At 59.9% G+C, this 16,484-nt stretch carries 19 protein-coding genes; 18 read left to right on the top strand and 1 reads right to left on the bottom strand.

Features of this window, described 5'->3' with window-relative positions:
* The first annotated feature begins 66 nt into the window (after positions 1-66).
* From N2599_RS19220 to N2599_RS19200, 5 genes are all read left to right on the top strand, one after another.
* Positions 67-447 carry a methylglyoxal synthase gene (locus N2599_RS19220; RefSeq protein ID WP_027510503.1) on the top strand — a complete coding sequence of 127 codons (381 nt, stop codon included), beginning with the start codon at positions 67-69 and terminating at the stop codon, positions 445-447.
* Between the two features lie 14 nt (positions 448-461).
* Complete coding sequence (locus N2599_RS19215; protein ID WP_027510502.1) at positions 462-1,484, top strand: glucokinase; 1,023 nt, start codon at positions 462-464, stop codon at positions 1,482-1,484.
* A gap of 95 nt (positions 1,485-1,579) precedes the next feature.
* A complete protein-coding gene (locus N2599_RS19210) occupies positions 1,580-3,367 on the top strand; it encodes an ABC transporter ATP-binding protein (RefSeq protein ID WP_027510501.1) in 1,788 nt (595 codons plus the stop codon).
* An 18-nt stretch (positions 3,368-3,385) separates the two neighbouring features.
* Positions 3,386-4,210: a 4-hydroxy-tetrahydrodipicolinate reductase gene (gene dapB, locus N2599_RS19205; protein WP_027510500.1), complete on the top strand. Its 825-nt coding sequence runs from the start codon at positions 3,386-3,388 to the stop codon at positions 4,208-4,210.
* A gap of 22 nt (positions 4,211-4,232) precedes the next feature.
* Positions 4,233-4,868, top strand: a complete 636-nt coding sequence (locus tag N2599_RS19200; protein WP_027510499.1) for a 2,3-bisphosphoglycerate-dependent phosphoglycerate mutase — start codon at positions 4,233-4,235, stop codon at positions 4,866-4,868.
* A gap of 46 nt (positions 4,869-4,914) precedes the next feature.
* On the opposite strand, the gene phnF is transcribed toward N2599_RS19200, so the two are convergent.
* Positions 4,915-5,646 carry a phosphonate metabolism transcriptional regulator PhnF gene (phnF, locus tag N2599_RS19195; protein ID WP_027510498.1) on the bottom strand — a complete coding sequence of 244 codons (732 nt, stop codon included), beginning with the start codon at positions 5,644-5,646 and terminating at the stop codon, positions 4,915-4,917.
* 97 nt (positions 5,647-5,743) lie between these two features.
* Here phnF and phnG point away from each other — a divergent pair, with 97 nt between their 5' ends.
* The 13 genes from phnG (at position 5,744) to N2599_RS19130 (ending at position 16,474) form a co-directional block, all read left to right on the top strand.
* Positions 5,744-6,211 carry a phosphonate C-P lyase system protein PhnG gene (gene phnG, locus N2599_RS19190; RefSeq protein ID WP_027510497.1) on the top strand — a complete coding sequence of 156 codons (468 nt, stop codon included), beginning with the start codon at positions 5,744-5,746 and terminating at the stop codon, positions 6,209-6,211.
* The gene (gene phnH / locus N2599_RS19185; RefSeq protein WP_027510496.1) at positions 6,211-6,819 is read left to right on the top strand and encodes a phosphonate C-P lyase system protein PhnH; all 609 of its coding nucleotides are present in this window, start codon (positions 6,211-6,213) and stop codon (positions 6,817-6,819) included. The genes phnG and phnH overlap by 1 nt, the downstream gene beginning before the upstream one ends.
* A 3-nt stretch (positions 6,820-6,822) precedes the next feature.
* On the top strand, positions 6,823-7,929 hold the full coding sequence (locus N2599_RS19180) for a carbon-phosphorus lyase complex subunit (RefSeq protein WP_027510495.1): 1,107 nt from the start codon (positions 6,823-6,825) through the stop codon (positions 7,927-7,929).
* Positions 7,926-8,132 carry a hypothetical protein gene (locus N2599_RS19175; RefSeq protein ID WP_027510494.1) on the top strand — a complete coding sequence of 69 codons (207 nt, stop codon included), beginning with the start codon at positions 7,926-7,928 and terminating at the stop codon, positions 8,130-8,132. The genes N2599_RS19180 and N2599_RS19175 overlap by 4 nt, the downstream gene beginning before the upstream one ends.
* Entirely contained in the window at positions 8,129-9,007 is an 879-nt protein-coding gene (locus N2599_RS19170) for an alpha-D-ribose 1-methylphosphonate 5-phosphate C-P-lyase PhnJ (protein ID WP_027510493.1), read from the top strand. The genes N2599_RS19175 and N2599_RS19170 overlap by 4 nt, the downstream gene beginning before the upstream one ends.
* Positions 9,004-9,780 (top strand): phosphonate C-P lyase system protein PhnK, encoded by a 777-nt coding sequence (phnK, locus tag N2599_RS19165; RefSeq protein WP_027510492.1) that lies wholly within the window; start codon positions 9,004-9,006, stop codon positions 9,778-9,780. The genes N2599_RS19170 and phnK overlap by 4 nt, the downstream gene beginning before the upstream one ends.
* Before the next feature lie 12 nt (positions 9,781-9,792).
* On the top strand, positions 9,793-10,503 hold the full coding sequence (phnL, locus tag N2599_RS19160) for a phosphonate C-P lyase system protein PhnL (protein ID WP_027510491.1): 711 nt from the start codon (positions 9,793-9,795) through the stop codon (positions 10,501-10,503).
* Positions 10,500-11,117 (top strand): DapH/DapD/GlmU-related protein, encoded by a 618-nt coding sequence (locus N2599_RS19155; RefSeq protein WP_027510490.1) that lies wholly within the window; start codon positions 10,500-10,502, stop codon positions 11,115-11,117. Before phnL ends, N2599_RS19155 begins: the two co-directional genes overlap by 4 nt.
* A 115-nt stretch (positions 11,118-11,232) precedes the next feature.
* Positions 11,233-12,078 carry a phosphonate ABC transporter ATP-binding protein gene (gene phnC / locus N2599_RS19150; protein ID WP_037142168.1) on the top strand — a complete coding sequence of 282 codons (846 nt, stop codon included), beginning with the start codon at positions 11,233-11,235 and terminating at the stop codon, positions 12,076-12,078.
* 90 nt (positions 12,079-12,168) lie between these two features.
* Complete coding sequence (gene phnD, locus N2599_RS19145) at positions 12,169-13,077, top strand: phosphonate ABC transporter substrate-binding protein (RefSeq protein WP_027510488.1); 909 nt, start codon at positions 12,169-12,171, stop codon at positions 13,075-13,077.
* A gap of 90 nt (positions 13,078-13,167) precedes the next feature.
* On the top strand, positions 13,168-14,130 hold the full coding sequence (phnE, locus tag N2599_RS19140; RefSeq protein WP_027510487.1) for a phosphonate ABC transporter, permease protein PhnE: 963 nt from the start codon (positions 13,168-13,170) through the stop codon (positions 14,128-14,130).
* Between the two features lie 10 nt (positions 14,131-14,140).
* The gene (gene phnE, locus N2599_RS19135) at positions 14,141-15,649 is read left to right on the top strand and encodes a phosphonate ABC transporter, permease protein PhnE (RefSeq protein ID WP_027510486.1); all 1,509 of its coding nucleotides are present in this window, start codon (positions 14,141-14,143) and stop codon (positions 15,647-15,649) included.
* Between the two features lie 129 nt (positions 15,650-15,778).
* The gene (locus tag N2599_RS19130) at positions 15,779-16,474 is read left to right on the top strand and encodes a DUF1045 domain-containing protein (RefSeq protein ID WP_027510485.1); all 696 of its coding nucleotides are present in this window, start codon (positions 15,779-15,781) and stop codon (positions 16,472-16,474) included.
* Positions 16,475-16,484 lie beyond the last annotated feature (10 nt).

The following is a 16,484-nucleotide window of genomic DNA, read 5'->3' as shown; positions in this document are numbered from 1 at the left end:
TCTAATCGTGGGCTTGGTATAGAAGCGGCCAAATCGATTGAATCTATGGGATGGAGGTTCTTTTTCATGGCCGGCGGCAAATGCCTTGCATTGATTGCGCATGACCAGAAGAAGAACGAGATGGCGGAATTCGCCCGCCGCAACAGGAACCAGCTGTCCAAATGGAAGATCGTGGCGACCGGAACAACCGGCGGCCGCGTCCTCGATGCGGTCCCCGATCTCGATGTCACCCGTCTGAAAAGCGGGCCGCTCGGCGGCGACCAGCAGATCGGCGCATTGATTTCAACCGGTGAAGTCGGCGCACTCATCTTTTTTGTCGATCCATTGACGCCGATGCCGCATGATGTCGACGTGAAGGCATTGATGCGGCTTGCGATCGTTTACGATATTCCAATGGCACTAAACGAAGCGACTGCCGAAAAACTCATCCCGACTCTGAACGCCTAGACACGGAACCGGCTATGTCCATGCTCAACACCAGCGATGCCCTGCCTTTTCCGATCCTGATCGGCGATATCGGCGGAACGAATGCGCGCTTCTCCATTCTTGCGGACGCTTCGGCCGAGGCCGTCAATTTCGCGAACGTTCGCACAGCCGATTTCGAAACCATCGACGAAGCGATCCTGAAGGGCGTCTTTGCAAAGACGGAGATGCGCCCGCGCGCGGCTATTCTCGCCATTGCCGGCCCGATCAATGGCGATGAAATTCCGCTGACCAATTGCGACTGGGTCGTCCGTCCTCATACGATGATCGAAGGTCTCGGCATCGAGGACGTGATTGTCGTCAATGACTTCGAGGCGCAGGCACTGGCGATTTCCGCACTCGGTGACGGCGAGCGCGAGCGCATTGGTGCTGCATCCGGAGAGATCGTCGCTTCCCGCGTCGTGCTCGGACCCGGAACCGGCCTCGGCGTTGGCGGGCTCGTCCGCGCGCAAGGTTCATGGATTCCCGTGCCGGGCGAAGGCGGCCATGTCGATCTCGGACCACGCAGCAAACGAGACCTGGAGATCTTCCCCTATATCGAGACGATCGAGGGCCGTGTTTCGGCGGAGCAGATCCTTTGCGGACGCGGCATCGTCAATCTCTACCGCGCGATCTGCAAGGCGGATGGCATCGAGCCCAAATATCGCGATCCGGCCGACATCACCTCTCACGCGCTTGCCGGAACCGATACGACGGCCGTGGAGACCATCTTCCTTTTTTCAACCTACCTCGGCCGTGTTGCAGGCGATATGGCGATGATCTTCATGGCCAAAGGCGGCGTCTATCTTTCCGGCGGCATCTCGCAGAAGATATTGCCGGCATTGAGGCAGCCGGAGTTCCGAGCCGCTTTCGAGGACAAGGCGCCGCACTCTCACTGGCTGAAGGCGATTCCAACCTATGTCGTGACCCACCCGCTGGCGGCTCTTGCAGGCCTTTCGTTCTACGCCCGCCGGCCGGCAAGTTTCGGTGTCTCGACCAAGGGCCGCCGCTGGCGCGGTTAATGCCAGTCTAGCCAAAGGCGCGCCAACTCTTTATAGAGCCGCCCCAAGCGCGCGGCTGACGCCGTGCGGGTTATCCGAGACAGGAAGCACAATTTTTGGATTCGTCCGCGAGCAAAAAGAGCACCGTCAGCAGCGATACCGTCACCGGCATCTTGAAGCGCATTATCGCAGAAAACGGCCGTGATCATATCGGTGGATATGCTTTTGCGATCAGCTGTCTGGTCGTTGTGGCCCTTTCGACGGCGTTCACTGCGTGGATCATGAAGGTGATCATTGACGAGGCCTTTGCCAATCGCCGTGCGGATATGGTGTGGATCATTTGTCTTTCGATCTTCATCGCATTCGTGCTGCGCGGTTTTGCGAGCTACGGCCAAGCGGTGGCGCTGTCCAGGATCGGAAACAACATCGTGGCACGCTATCAGCGGCGCCTTTATGCTCATCTCATGACCCTGTCCGTCGGCTTCTACAACCAAGCCCGTTCGGCACATATTGCGGCGCAAGTCAGCCAGAATGTCGGCGGCATCCGCGATGTCATGAACCTGACGATCACATCGACTGCGCGTGACCTTCTCACCTTCATCGCCTTGATCGGCGTGATGGTTTTTCAGGATCCGTTGCTAAGCCTTGCAGTCTTCATTCTAGCTCCGCCGCTCCTCTATGGCTTGCGATATCTGTCCAAGCGCCTACGTCAGGCGACCAAAGAGGCGATTTATCTGAACAGCCATGTCCTGGGCGCGATGCAGGAGACGATCCAGGGGATCGCCATCGTTAAAGCCTTCACCATGGAAGGCGAACTGGAGCGCAAGCTCAACAAGCTCGTCGCTGCGGCAGAAGGCCGCGCAAACCGCATCGCCCGCCTGTCTGAGCGGAATGCGCCGATGACGGAAACCTTCGCCGGTTTTGCCGTTGCGAGCATCCTTGCCTATGCCGCCTATCGGTCGATCTATGACAACGTGCCGCCGGGGGCGTTCTTTTCCTTCGTAACAGCACTGTTGCTCGCTTACGACCCTGCCCGCCGCCTTGCAAGACTGCAGGTTCAGCTGGAGCGAGCCGTCGTCAACGCCCGCATGATCTACGAACTGCTCGACATGGAGCCGCGTCAGCGTGATCTTCCGGATGCGAAACCGCTAAATGTCACAGATGCCCGCATCGAATTCCGCGATGTATCGTTCGCTTACGGTACAGATCCGATCCTCAACGCCGTAAAATTTGTTGCAGAAGGCGGCAAGACGACGGCGCTCGTGGGTCCATCCGGCGCCGGAAAGTCGACGGTCATCAATCTCATTCCGCGCTTCTTCGATCCGAAGAGCGGAGAGATTTTCATCGATGGCCAGGACATTGCGCACGTCACCAAACAGTCGCTTCGCCAGCAACTCGCCTATGTGTCGCAGCAGCCATATCTATTCGAAGGCACGATTCGCGAAAACATCCGCTATGGGCGTCCGGAAGCGACGGATGCCGAAGTGGAAGAGGCCGCCCGGCTTGCCTACGCCCATGAGTTCATCCTCGCGCAACCCAACGGCTACGATACGCCTGTCGGTGAAAATGGCGTGACGCTTTCCGGCGGCCAGCGCCAGCGTCTGTCAATCGCCCGGGCGCTCGTCCGAAAAGCGCCGATCCTGCTTCTTGACGAGGCTACATCGGCACTCGATACGGAATCCGAAGCGGCCGTACAAAAAGCGCTCGATGAAGCGATGACCGGTCGCACCGTCGTCGTCATCGCCCACCGGCTCTCAACGGTCGTGCGCGCCGACAAGATCGTCGTGATGCAGCAGGGCCGTGTCGTCGAGGAAGGCAATCACGAGACGCTTGCGAAGCTCAACGACGGACTTTACGCTCGCCTCAACAATCTTCAGCGGCCTGCCGCCTCGGATTCTCTTTGATACGGATTGTGAGCTGACATGAGCGACGCTGCGATGAAGCTGGTGGTGGTTGGGGCAGCAGGCCGCATGGGACAGACGCTGATCCGACTTATTCATTCCATGGAGGGTGTCACGCTGCATGCGGCCGTCGCCCGGCCCGGCTCGCCGTTCGTCGGCAAGGATGCAGGCGAAATCGCAGGCCTTGGACCAAATGGCGTCACCATTGGGGACGACCCCCTCGCGGCCTTTCTTCACGCCGACGGTGTCCTGGACTTTACAACGCCCGGGACGACAAATGAGTTTGCAGCACTCGCCGCTCAGGCGCGCATCGTCCATGTCATCGGCACCACTGGGTGTTCGGATGCGGATAATGCCAAGATTGCAGCAGCATCGCGTCATGCGCGTATCGTAAAGTCCGGCAATATGAGCCTTGGTGTGAACCTTCTCAGCGTTTTCGTAGAGCAGGCCGCACGAGCGGTCGATGCTGCCGATTGGGATATCGAAATCCTCGAAATGCACCACAAACGCAAGGTTGATGCGCCTTCGGGCACCGCTCTGCTTCTGGGGGAAGCTGCTGCCAAAGGCCGCAACATCGACCTGTCATCGCAATCTGTCCGCGTCCGCGACGGCCATACCGGGGCGCGCGAAACGGGTACAATCGGCTTTGCGACGCTGCGCGGCGGTTCGGTGATCGGTGAGCACTCCGTGCTCTTCGCCGGCGAAGGCGAGATCGTGTCGATGTCGCACAGCGCCGCTGATCGCTCGATCTTCGCCCGTGGCGCCATCAAGGCGGCGCTTTGGGCCCGCGACAAGAAGCCCGGCTTTTATTCCATGCTCGACGTGCTCGGGCTCTCCTCACATTGATCTCATTACGGAGGCATATTTCATGAGCGGCACCCTCGTCCTCGTTCGCCACGGCCAGAGCGAATGGAACCTGCAAAATCTCTTCACCGGCTGGAAGGATCCAGATCTCACGGAACTCGGCATCGAAGAAGCCAAGACGGGCGGTCAGGCGCTTGCCGACTACGGTATAAAATTCGATGTCGCCTTTACGTCTGCGCTCGTACGCGCGCAACACACGCTAACGCTCATTCTCGACAAAATCGGCCAGCCGGACCTCAAGACGATCCAAGATCAGGCTCTGAACGAGCGCGATTACGGCGACCTCTCTGGCCTCAACAAGGACGATGCCCGCGCCAAATGGGGCGAGGAGCAGGTTCACATTTGGCGGCGTTCCTACGACGTCCCGCCTCCTAGCGGTGAAAGCCTGCGCGACACCGGCGCGCGCGTCTGGCCTTACTATCTCACCGAGATTCTGCCGCGCGTGCTGCGCGGTGAAAAAGTGCTCGTCGCTGCCCATGGTAACTCGCTGCGTTCGCTGGTCATGGTGCTTGACCGCCTGACCAAGGAGCAAATCCTGGCGCTCAACCTCGCAACCGGCGTTCCGATGGTCTACAAGCTCGATGCCGACTCCACCGTCGCTTCCAAGGAAGTGCTCGGCGATATGTCCGGCGCGCATTAAGCCTTCGGGATCTCCGCTCAGAAGCCGGGCTCGCTGCCCGGCTTTTTCAATTCTCTATCGTGAACTGCACCCTGTCGGCTGCAAAGCGGCTGATCGAGTATTGCACCGGCACGCCCTCAATATCCGTATTCATTGCCTTGGTGATGAGCAGGATGGCACCCGGCGTCAATTCCAGGGTCGTGATGTCGCGTGAATCGGCATGAGCGGCCGTAATCTCTGTCGTTGCGCGGACGTAATCCGGCAGGCCCAGTTCGGCGAAGGCCTTGGTGATCGATTCCGTCTTGCGATAAGCTTCGTCGATGCCGGCAAACCGGTCCGCCGGAAACCATGTCGTCGCGCAAGACACCGGCCGTTTGTCGGCCATACGCAATGTCTCGAGGCGGATCACCGCAGCCCCGGGTCTAAGTCTCAGCCAGCGTGCAACTTCCGCATCGGCTCCCTCCTCGGTATGGTCGAGCAATAGCCCGCGCATCTCGCGCGCCTGGGCACCGATACCGGCGGTGAAGCGCGTGCGACGTGTGATCGGAAAATTCAGCCGTTCCTTCCGCTCGATCAGGGTACCGCGGCCCTGCACCGCGCGCACGATGCCTTCCTGAGCCAGGGCGGCAAGCGCGCTTCTGACCGTATGACGATTGACGCCGAATTGCAGCGCCAGAACCGTTTCCGGCGGCACCATGCCGGTCTCGTCATAGGCCCCGGTATTGATTGCGTCGCGAATACGGTCCGCGATTTGGCGCCAGAGCGCCACGCCCGTCTGTCGTTGCACTTGTTCTGCCATCTTACCCCTTGATGTCACACGCTTGTCACGTCGGCGATTTAAGCGTAATCATATCTTGTATAGTTGTCTATATCAATAGACATTTAGGGATGTGGTGATGACCTTGGCGGAGAACAATGCGGCGGCGAACGGCGAGCGCAAGCGCGCTGCCGGCCTGCTCGCGCGGGCTGAACGACACGAGCTTGTCGAGGCTTTTGAAGCTCTCGCAGAAAAGCCGGCGGTTCAGCCTGTGCGCGGGCCGGAAACCGGCCTCGTGATGGTGCGTGGCCGCATCGGCGGCGGCGGCGCGCCCTTCAATCTCGGCGAAGTCACTGTCACGCGCGCAACGATACGGCTTGGTTCGGGTGCCGTTGGTCATGCGCAGGCGCTCGGCACAGACCGCGAAAAGGTAAGGCTTGCCGCGATTTTCGACGCGCTTTGGCAGAACGACGCGACGAAGGGCTTCATCGAGGAGAGACTGCTTTTGCCGATCGCGGCGCGAATTGCTGAGACCGATCGCCGCAAGGCAGACGAAACGGCGGCGACGCGGGTTGATTTCTTCACAATGGTGCGCGGAGACGACTGATGAGCCTCAAGATCGAAGCCCTGACCGGTGGCTTTACCGAACCCGTCTTCCAGTCCCAAAGCGTCTTCAAGACTATGATGGATAGTATGGCGCGGCCCGGAACAATCCAGACCATTGCACCCGAAGTCGCGCCACCTGCGCCGCTTGGTACTGCCGCAGCCGCGATTGCGCTGACGCTATGCGACCACGATACGCCGGTCTGGCTGTCTTCCGGGCTCGCGAAATCAGCAATGCCCGATTGGCTCGGCTTTCACACCAGCGCGCCCGTGGTTCCGGAAAGGGCTGAAGCCCGCTTTGCCTTTATTGAGCACGGCGTGACGCTTTCCTCGTTAGGACTCTTTGCCTTAGGTACGCAGGAATATCCCGATCGCTCGACAACGTTGATCATCGAACTTGCAGGACTCGAAGGCGGCCGCCGGCTGGCGCTAACGGGCCCCGGCATTCAGAGCGTGACCGAGATTGGGCCCGTCGGCCTGCCGGAGACCTTCCTGCGGCTCTGGGCGGAAAACCGCGCCCTCTTTCCACGCGGCATCGACCTCGTGCTGACAGCAGGCAGCCGTTTCCTCTGCCTGCCGCGAACCACCAAGATCATCGCAACGGAGATGTGAGCCATGTATGTTGCCGTCAAAGGAGGCGAGGCCGCCATTGAGAATGCCCACCGCCTGCTTGCCGATCGCCGCCGCGGCGACCGTTCGCTCCCTGCGATCGGTATAAACCAGATCGTCGCGCAGCTTGCCCTTGCAGTCGACCGCATCATGGCCGAGGCCTCGCTCTACGACCGCACGCTCGCCGCACTTGCCGTCCGCCAGTCGCGTGGCGACATGATCGAGGCGATCTTCCTGCTGCGTGCCTATCGCACGACGCTGCCACGCTTCGGATACTCGAAACCGCTCGATACCGCGGCGATGAAGATCGAGCGCCGCGTTTCCGCCACCTACAAGGATCTGCCTGGCGGCCAGCTTCTCGGTCCCACCTTCGACTACACGCACCGACTGCTCGATCCTGCGTTGCTTTCCGACGAGGCCGTTGAAGAGCCAGCGCAACGTCCTGCCGAAACCGGCCGCGTCATGCGCGTGTCGGAAATCCTTGGCCAGGAGGGACTGATTGAGGCCGACGGCGATATGCCGGAGGATCACGAGATCGGCGACCTTACCCGCGAACCGATGGAATTTCCGATGAGCCGCGACCTTCGCCTGCAGGCGCTTGCGCGCGGGGACGAGGGCTTCCTTCTGGCGCTCGGCTATTCCACGCAGCGAGGCTATGGCCGCAACCATCCCTTCACGGGGGAAATCCGTATCGGTGACGTCGAGGTGGAATTAGACGTTCCGGAACTCGGTTTTGCCGTATCGCTCGGGACAATCCAGTTGACGGAATGCCAGATGGTCAACCAGTTCAAGGGCTCAGCCAAAGCGCCGCCGCAGTTCACGCGCGGTTACGGCCTCGTCTTCGGCCAGAGCGAACGGAAAGCGATGTCGATGTCGCTGGTCGATCGGGCACTGCGCGCCGAGGAGTTCGGGGAAGACATCACAGCACCGGCACAGGACGAGGAATTTGTCATTTCTCATTCCGACAATGTCCAGGCCACTGGCTTCGTCGAGCATCTGAAATTGCCGCATTACGTGGATTTCCAGGCCGAACTGGACCTTGTCCGGCGCATGCGCCGCGACTTCGAGACTGCTCGAAACGGCGGCAGGGACTTGCAGGAGGCGGCAGAATGATGCGCGCCGCCAAAAGGCTTTCAGTCGCCGCCACCCCCGCTATCGCCGTCGTCCAAGTCGAAGCTGCTGTCCTTTCCGGAACCGAAGATCTGACGGTGGAGAAACGCAAACGCAATGGCTGCCAAGAGCACGGCAGTCGAGAGCATTTCAGCGTCGAATTCCAAGCCGTTCCCTCGCTTTTGCTTGAAGGTAACCGCAAATGACGGAGCTAGCCACCTACAACTTCGCGTATCTCGACGAGCAGACGAAGCGGATGATTCGCCGCGCGATCCTGAAGGCGATCGCGATTCCCGGGTACCAGGTGCCTTTCGCCTCCCGCGAAATGCCCATGCCCTACGGCTGGGGCACGGGCGGGGTGCAGGTAACGGCCTCGATCATCGGGCCGGACGATGTACTGAAGGTCATCGACCAGGGTGCCGACGACACCACGAATGCAGTTTCCATCCGTGCTTTCTTCCAGAGGGTTGCAAACGTCGCGGTGACCACCCACACCAAAGATGCAACGGTCATCCAAACGCGTCATCGCATTCCGGAAGAAAAGCTCGGAGCCAACCAGGTGCTCGTCTACCAGGTTCCGATCCCGGAGCCACTCCGCTTCCTCGAGCCGCGCGAAACCGAAACGCGCAAGATGCATGCGCTGGAAGAATACGGCCTGATGCATGTGAAGCTTTACGAGGACATCGCGCACAACGGCCGCATCTCCAAGACCTACGCCTATCCGGTGAAGGTCGCCGGGCGCTACGTCATGGACCCGTCGCCGACGCCGAAATTCGACAATCCGAAAATGCATATGTCCGACGCGCTACAGCTCTTCGGCGCTGGCCGCGAGAAACGCATCTACGCGGTTCCGCCCTATACCGAGGTCGTCAGCCTCGATTTCGAAGACTATCCGTTCGAGATTCAGCGCTTCGGCAAACCCTGCGCACTTTGTGGCGCAGAGGAGGTCTATCTCGACGAGGTAATTCTCGACGACAAGGGCGGACGCATGTTCGTCTGCTCCGATACCGACCATTGCGAAGACCGCCGCGAGCAGGGACATGCCGGCGAGATGCTTGCGCCGAAGGAGGCTGCGGAATGAGCGACACACCTCTTCTCAAAGTCAACGACGTTTCGAAATTCTACGGAAATCGTGTCGGCTGCCGCAATGTCTCCTTCGAGCTCTGGCCGGGCGAGGTGCTGGCCGTCGTCGGCGAGTCCGGTTCCGGAAAGACGACGCTACTTAACTGTATCTCGACGCGCTTGATGCCGACGACCGGTAGCGTCGAATATCACATGCGCGATGGAAGCTATCGCGATCTCTACCGCATGAACGAGGCGGAGCGCCGCTTCCTGATGCGCACTGATTGGGGATTCGTGCACCAGAATCCGGCCGACGGCTTGCGCATGACGGTGTCGGCCGGCGCCAATGTCGGCGAACGGCTGATGGCGATCGGCGACCGGCACTATGGCAAAATCCGCTCCACCGCCATCGACTGGCTGGAGCGTGTTGAAATCGACGCCGGCCGCATCGATGATCAGCCTCGCGCTTTCTCGGGCGGCATGCGCCAACGTCTGCAGATTGCCCGCAATCTCGTCACCAGCCCGCGGCTCGTCTTCATGGATGAGCCAACCGGCGGTCTCGACGTCTCGGTTCAGGCGCGCCTCCTCGATCTGGTTCGCGGTCTCGTCAACGATCTCGGCCTCTCGGCCATCATCGTCACCCACGATCTCGCCGTCGCGCGCCTGCTCTCGCATCGTATGATGGTGATGAAGGACGGCTATGTTATCGAACATGGCCTCACAGACCGGGTGCTCGACGACCCGCGCGAGCCCTACACACAATTGCTCGTCTCATCGATCCTGCAGGTCTGAAAGGCAACAACCATGGCAACGCCCCTCGTCGTTTCCGAAGTTTCGAAGTGCTTCACCATGCATTTGCGCGATAACATCAAACTTCCGGTCGTCTCTGACGTCGCCTTCTCCGTTGCCGCCGGCGAATGCGTCGTTCTCGGTGGTCCTTCGGGCATCGGCAAGAGTTCCCTGCTCAAGATGATTTATGGCAACTATGCCGTAGATACCGGACAGATCCTCGTCAGCCACATGGGCCGTGTCGTCGATCTCGCCGCTGCGGACCCGCGCACTGTCATCGATGTCCGCCGCCATACTCTCGGCTATGTCAGTCAGTTCCTTCGCACCGTTCCGCGTGTTGCCGCCATCGATGTCGTTGCCGAACCGCTGCTTGCCCGCGGAGAGACCGCTGCCACCGCACGCGAAAAAGCGGCGGCCCTGCTTGAAAAGCTGAACCTTCCCCAAGCGCTATGGCGGCTGCCGCCTGCGACTTTCTCGGGTGGCGAGCAGCAGCGTGTCAACATCGCTCGCGGTTTCATCACCGACCATACGGTCCTGCTGCTCGATGAGCCAACCGCTTCTCTCGACGCAAAAAATCGCGCCGTCGTCGTCGGCATGATCGCAGAGAAGAAAGAGGCGGGCGTAGCCCTTCTCGGCATATTCCATGATGAGGAAGTAAGAGAGGCGGTAGCCGACCGCATCCTCGACGTCCAGCAGTTTTCGCCGCGAAAGGCGCTTGCAGCATGAGCCGGAAGCTGGGCGACATGCCCTATATTCATGAGACCGCCTTCGTCAGCGATGCCACGCTTGGCCGTTATACGGAGATATCCGAACGCTGCCGGATCAGCGAAGTCGAATTCGGTGATTATTCCTACATCATGCAGGATGGCTCTATCTGGTGCGCGACCATCGGCAAGTTCGTAAATATTGCCGCCGCCGTCCGTATCAACGCGACCAACCATCCGACATGGCGCGCGACGTTGCATCACTTCACCTATCGCGCCGCAGACTATTGGCCGGATGCGAATATGGAGACGGATTTCTTCGAATGGCGACGCTCCGACCGCGTCGTCATCGGCCATGACGTATGGATCGGCCATGGGGCAACCATCTTGCCCGGCGTCACCGTCGGCAACGGCGCGGTGATCGGCGCAGGTGCCGTCGTCTCAAAGGACGTCGCGCCCTACACGATCGTCGGCGGCGTTCCCGCAAAGCTTATCCGCGAGCGTTTCTCCAGGGAAATCGGCGAGCGGATGGACAGACTTGCGTGGTGGGATTGGGAGCATTCGAAGCTGCGTTCAGCACTCGAGGATTTCCGGGCGCTTTCGGCGGAAGATTTCCTTAGCCGGCATAATAGCTAAAGGCCTGTTCATAAGGCCGATTGTCACAGCACTTACACAAAACTGACATTGGAGTTTCATCGAGCCCGACTAATGCACTCCTGACGCAGGCCCTTAGAATGCGAGGTAGAGCATGATGTTCGAACTGAAGGATGTCACCCGCCGTTTTGGTGCAAAGCTGGCCGTGGATTCCGTCACGCTCGACATGCCGCAGGGCCAGATGGTCGGCATCATCGGGCGCTCGGGCGCGGGGAAATCCACGCTGCTTCGCATGATCAACCGGCTGCAGGAGCCGACTTCCGGATCCATTCGTTTCGGCGGCGTCGAAGTCTCCGCCCTTCGCGGCGAGGCCTTGCGCAACTGGCAGCGCGATTGCGCGATGATCTTTCAGCAGTTCAATCTCGTCCCGCGCCTCGACGTTCTGACCAATGTCATGCTCGGCCGCCTCAATCACCGCCCGACCATGCTGAGCCTCCTCAACATCTTTAGCCGCGACGAGCGCATTCATGCGATTGCGGCCCTGGAACGCCTCGGCATCGAGCAGACGGCGCTGCAGACCGCCGGCACGCTTTCCGGCGGCCAGCAGCAGCGGGTGGCGATCGCGCGCGCCCTGATGCAGAACCCGAAGATGGTGCTCGCCGACGAGCCGATCGCCTCGCTCGATCCGCTGAACGCCAAGATCGTCATGGATGCGCTGCGCGACATCAACGAGCGCGAGGGCATCACCGTCATCACCAACCTGCATACGCTCGATACGGCACGCAATTATTGCGAGCGCATCGTCGGCATGGCCGCTGGCCGCGTCGTTTTCGACGGCAAGCCTTCAGAGCTGACAGCGGCTGCGGTCAAGGAAATCTACGGCACCGACAAGGATGGCGCCGGCATCGACGAGACCATGACGTCCACCTCGATCAAAATTCCCGCGCCAGCCGCGGTTCAAGCATCCGCCGGCCTGCAACCGGTTGCCCTGGCAGGCCTCTGAGGGAGACGGCCGTGATCGATTGCCTGCCTCAAGGGCACACTTCTTCGTAACAGCAAGACCACCGGGGAACCGGTTAATCAGGAGAGACCCATGTTGAAGAAAGCACTCTTTGCCGCGACAGCGCTTCTGGCGCTTGCCGGCGCTGCCGCCGCCGAAGACCTCAAGGAGTTCCGCGTCGGTATTCTCGGCGGCGAAAACGAAGCTGACCGCCTGCGCAACTACCAGTGCATGGTCGACAAGCTGCCATCCGTTCTCGGCGTGGAAAAGGTTTCACTGTTCCCGGCCGCCGATTATGACGGCGTCATCCAGGGCTTGCTCGGCGGCACACTTGACTATGCCGAACTCGGCGCATCCGGCTATGCCAAGATCTACCTTGCAAACTCGAAGGCTGTGGAGCCGATCCTGACCACGGTTCAGACCGACGGCTCCATGGGCTACTACTCGATCATGGTTGCCCGCAAGGATTCGGGCATGACGAAGGTCACCGACATCAAGGGCAAGAAGCTCGGCTTCGCCGATCCGGACTCCACTTCCGGCTACCTCATCCCCACGGTCACCCTGCCGGAAGCCCTCGGCGGCAAGCCCGTCAAGGAACTCGTGGCTTCGACGGGCTTCGGCGGCGGCCATGAGAACCTCGTTCTCGAAGTGCTGAAGGGCACCTTGGATGCCGGTACGACCTTCGGCTCCGGCATCGGCGATTTCAAGGACGGCTACACCTCCGGCAATCTTCGCAAGATGGTCGACAAGGGGGTCCTCAACATGGACGATCTGGTCGAACTCTGGAAGTCTCCGCTGATCCCGAACGGCCCGGTCGTTGTCCGCACTTCCATGAACGACGATATGAAAGCCAAGTTCAAGAAGTTCATGATGGACCTGCCGACGAGCGACGCTGCATGCTTCTCGGCTATTCAGGGCGGTGACTTCAAGGGCTTCGCTGAAGTCAATGCGGACTTCTACAAGCCGATCATCGACGCCCGCAAGGCCACGATCGGCGGCTGATCGCCCACAATTACGACAGCGCCGCCGACGGGATGCCGCCGGCGGCGCTTTCATGTTGAGTCCACCTCGTGTGCGGAAGGGGATAACGGGATGACGTCCACCACACTGCAGCCGTTTCTGAGCGAGACAGGGGCGCTTGTCGAACGCCATTGGCAGGAGCTCGCAGCTCGCCGCCGGCTTTATACCGTTTTCAGCCTCGCAATCCTGATCCTCGCTCTGAGCGGGTCCCTCTGGTTCGCCAACGAGACCAACTCGGGGAAATTCCTGGATCGGCTGCCGCACCTTTTCGATTTCGTCGGCGATCTCGTTCCGCGGGACGGCATGGAAATCTGGCGCGCCATGTTCGACCTCCCTTCGCCCTACTATGATGGCAGCCTCCAGTACGATTATCCGGACGGCCGGCACTACATCACCGGAAGTTTCTATATTCCGGAATATTTCTACAAGATGGCAGAGACGCTGAACATCGCGATCTTTTCTACTGTCATCGGCCTGTTTTTCGGCTTCATCCTGTCCTTCATCGCCGCGAAAAACATGACCCGCAATATCTGGATACGCGGCATGGCGCGACGCTTCATGGAAATCCTCAGGGCTTTTCCCGAAGTTGTTCTCGCCGGCTTCTTCCTTGCAATCCTCTCTCTCGGCCCCCTTCCCGCTGTCATCGCAGTGTCGATCCATACGATCGGAGCACTTGGCAAGCTGTTTTTTGAGGTCATTGAAAATGCCGACATGAAGCCCGATGAGGGATTGAAGGCCGTGGGAGGCAACTGGATTGAGCGCGCATGGTTCGGCATGGTCCCGCAGGTGCTGCCGAACTTCATGAGTTATTTCCTGCTGCGCCTCGAAATCAATGTCCGAGCCTCCACCGTCATCGGTGCCGTCGGCGGCGGCGGCATCGGTGAGCAGTTGCGCCTGTCGATCAGCCGCGGACACGAGGCTAAGACCTTGGCGATCATCATATTGCTGCTGCTGACAGTCATCGCTGTCGACCAGTTCTCGGCCTGGCTGAGGCGCAAGCTGGTGGGCGACCATGCATTTCAGACCATTGGATAAGGACCGCGCCATGCCCTCCCTGAATGCCGCCGAAATGGAACGTATCGCCGCCGGGCATCCGGAAATCTTCAACCGCTCCGTCTGGCGGCGGTTTCAGGTTCCGCTCATCGTGGCCGCCCTCGTTCTCTACGTCTTTTATGCCTGGTGGTTTTTCGCAGCCGGAAAAGTATTCGGCGAGGCCAACTGGGGTATCGCCGGCAATTATCTGGCCGACTGGGTTTCTTACGAGATCCGTCCCGATATAGAGATCAATCCCGACGGCAGCATGCGGATCACGTATTCGCGCTTCGATCCCATCGGCCCCAATCCGAACCCTGATTGGTTGGAGGCGAAACGCGAAATCGTTAGCCGCACAATCGAAGCTCCGACGACGGCACCCAGTACGACTGCGCCGTCCGCTCCATCCTCAAGCTTCAATTTCATGGCCGGCGCCTCGCAGCAGCAGGCAGCTCCCGCAGAGGCGGCCAGAACCGACGTACGCGCGGAGGAAGTCGTCACCGAAGCGCTGGTCCACATGGGCGCGTCACGAACAGCGGAGATCCGCCCGAACGAGGTTGTCCTGACACGCAACGACGAACGCGTGACCCTGACTTTGGATACAACCGCGGAACGGGTGACCGCCCAAGGCAACCTTCCGGAATGGGTGGAGCAGCGCTCTCCAGGGGGGCGCGTGATCGCATACTTCGGCCTTTCCGGTTGGGCGGAGATCTCCTCCGACCGCGTGAGGGTCCACAAGCGCTTCCTGGGTTGGGCGAACTTCGTGTTCGACACCAATTCAGCTTTCTTCGGCAAGTCTGCCGGTGAAGTGGCCTCTTTGGTCCTGTCGAGCGAACACCTCGATCCGAGGCAGAGCAATCTGTCGCTCGCCTGGAACGACTTCCTCTACAATCCCTCCTGGCAACATCTCGACGTGTGGACAAAACTGCTGCAGACGGTTGTCATGGCCTTTGTCGGCACGCTGTTTGCCATGCTCGTCGCCTTCCCACTGTCCTTCATCGCCGCGAGGAACATTTTCCGCAATCGGCCGGCCAATCAGCTGACAAAGCGATTCTTCGACTTTCTGCGCTCGGTGGATATGCTGATCTGGGCGCTGTTCTTTACCCGGGCGTTCGGACCTGGTCCTCTCGCCGGCATTTCAGCCATCTTCTTCACCGATACGGGAAGCCTTGGCAAACTTTACTCGGAAGCGCTCGAAAACATCGATGACAAGCAGCGCGAGGGCGTGAAATCGGTAGGGGCACATCCAGTTACGGTGCAGCGATATGGTGTGGTACCGCAGGTGATGCCGATTTTTGCTTCTCAGGCGCTCTATTTCTGGGAGTCCAATACCCGTTCCGCCACCGTTATTGGTGCGGTCGGTGCCGGGGGCATCGGTCTGAAGCTCTGGGAGGCCATGCGCACCAATTCCGACTGGGAAAATGTCGCCTATATGGTCATCCTGATCCTGATCGTCGTCTTCTTGTTCGATGCCGCATCAAACGCACTCCGCCAACGGCTGATGGGCACGAAAGCGCATTAAAAGTTGATGGGGCGGCAGCCTCATCATCATTCTGTCACGGAAATCTTTTAGCCGGGAGCCTGCTTGCGGTCCGCGGCCAAATCACTGACATTGCGGCCCCTGCTTGAACATATTTTCAGGACAAGAACATTGCGCTACGCCCTTTATTTTACGCCGCCAAAGGACGATCCTCTGACCGGCGCCGCCTCGATCTGGCTTGGGCGCGACGCATTTACGGGCGAAGCTTATCCGGCTCCCGAGGAAGATGGGATGCCGGCCGCAGAACAGTTCGAACTGACAGCCGATCCGCGCCGATACGGCTTTCATGCGACGATCAAGGCACCCTTCGCTCTCGCCTCATCGGTCACCGAAAGGGACCTGATCGCAGTCGTCGAGGATTTCGCCGGCCGCACGCCGGCATTCGATGTCCCGGAGCTTGTCCTCGGGCAGATCGGCCGATTCTTTGCGCTGGTTCCTGGCTTTATGCATGCGCCGCTTCAGGATTTCGCGGCAAGCGTGGTAAAGTCCTTCGAGCCGTTTCGCGCAGCACTTTCCGAGGCCGATGTTACAAGGCGAAAGCCTGAACAACTGACGGAAAGCCAACGCTCCAACCTCATGCGCTGGGGCTATCCTTACGTGATGGGGGACTTCGGCTTTCACATGACCCTGACCGGCCAGGTGCCCGAAGAGCGCTCGGCACTGATGAAATCGATCCTGGAGAAGCGTTTTGCCGATTTCATCGGCCGGCCGCTTTCCATTTCTGGCCTCGCAGTCTTCATCGAAGAAGAGCGAGGTGCGCTGTTCAAAATTCATTCATGGCTGCCGCTTGCTGGCGCCAAACGCTGAGAGATCGACA

This window comes from Rhizobium sullae (assembly GCF_025200715.1).
In the GTDB taxonomy this organism is placed as follows: Bacteria; Pseudomonadota; Alphaproteobacteria; order Rhizobiales; family Rhizobiaceae; genus Rhizobium; species Rhizobium sullae.
Note: the sequence above shows the minus strand (reverse complement) of the source record. Positions and strands in the feature narration are given on the sequence as shown.

Excerpts from the sequence above, each read along its gene's own strand:
- N2599_RS19220 (WP_027510503.1), top strand. The coding sequence starts at position 67 with ATGGCCGGCGGCAAATGCCTTGCATTGATTGCGCATGACCAGAAGAAG.
- N2599_RS19215 (WP_027510502.1), top strand. The coding sequence starts at position 462 with ATGTCCATGCTCAACACCAGCGATGCCCTGCCTTTTCCGATCCTGATC.
- dapB (WP_027510500.1), top strand. The coding sequence starts at position 3,386 with ATGAGCGACGCTGCGATGAAGCTGGTGGTGGTTGGGGCAGCAGGCCGC.
- N2599_RS19200 (WP_027510499.1), top strand. The coding sequence starts at position 4,233 with ATGAGCGGCACCCTCGTCCTCGTTCGCCACGGCCAGAGCGAATGGAAC.
- phnF (WP_027510498.1), bottom strand. The coding sequence starts at position 5,646 with ATGGCAGAACAAGTGCAACGACAGACGGGCGTGGCGCTCTGGCGCCAA.
- phnG (WP_027510497.1), top strand. The coding sequence starts at position 5,744 with ATGACCTTGGCGGAGAACAATGCGGCGGCGAACGGCGAGCGCAAGCGC.
- phnH (WP_027510496.1), top strand. The coding sequence starts at position 6,211 with ATGAGCCTCAAGATCGAAGCCCTGACCGGTGGCTTTACCGAACCCGTC.
- N2599_RS19180 (WP_027510495.1), top strand. The coding sequence starts at position 6,823 with ATGTATGTTGCCGTCAAAGGAGGCGAGGCCGCCATTGAGAATGCCCAC.
- N2599_RS19175 (WP_027510494.1), top strand. The coding sequence starts at position 7,926 with ATGATGCGCGCCGCCAAAAGGCTTTCAGTCGCCGCCACCCCCGCTATC.
- N2599_RS19170 (WP_027510493.1), top strand. The coding sequence starts at position 8,129 with ATGACGGAGCTAGCCACCTACAACTTCGCGTATCTCGACGAGCAGACG.
- phnK (WP_027510492.1), top strand. The coding sequence starts at position 9,004 with ATGAGCGACACACCTCTTCTCAAAGTCAACGACGTTTCGAAATTCTAC.
- phnL (WP_027510491.1), top strand. The coding sequence starts at position 9,793 with ATGGCAACGCCCCTCGTCGTTTCCGAAGTTTCGAAGTGCTTCACCATG.
- N2599_RS19155 (WP_027510490.1), top strand. The coding sequence starts at position 10,500 with ATGAGCCGGAAGCTGGGCGACATGCCCTATATTCATGAGACCGCCTTC.
- phnC (WP_037142168.1), top strand. The coding sequence starts at position 11,233 with ATGTTCGAACTGAAGGATGTCACCCGCCGTTTTGGTGCAAAGCTGGCC.
- phnD (WP_027510488.1), top strand. The coding sequence starts at position 12,169 with ATGTTGAAGAAAGCACTCTTTGCCGCGACAGCGCTTCTGGCGCTTGCC.
- phnE (WP_027510487.1), top strand. The coding sequence starts at position 13,168 with ATGACGTCCACCACACTGCAGCCGTTTCTGAGCGAGACAGGGGCGCTT.
- phnE (WP_027510486.1), top strand. The coding sequence starts at position 14,141 with ATGCCCTCCCTGAATGCCGCCGAAATGGAACGTATCGCCGCCGGGCAT.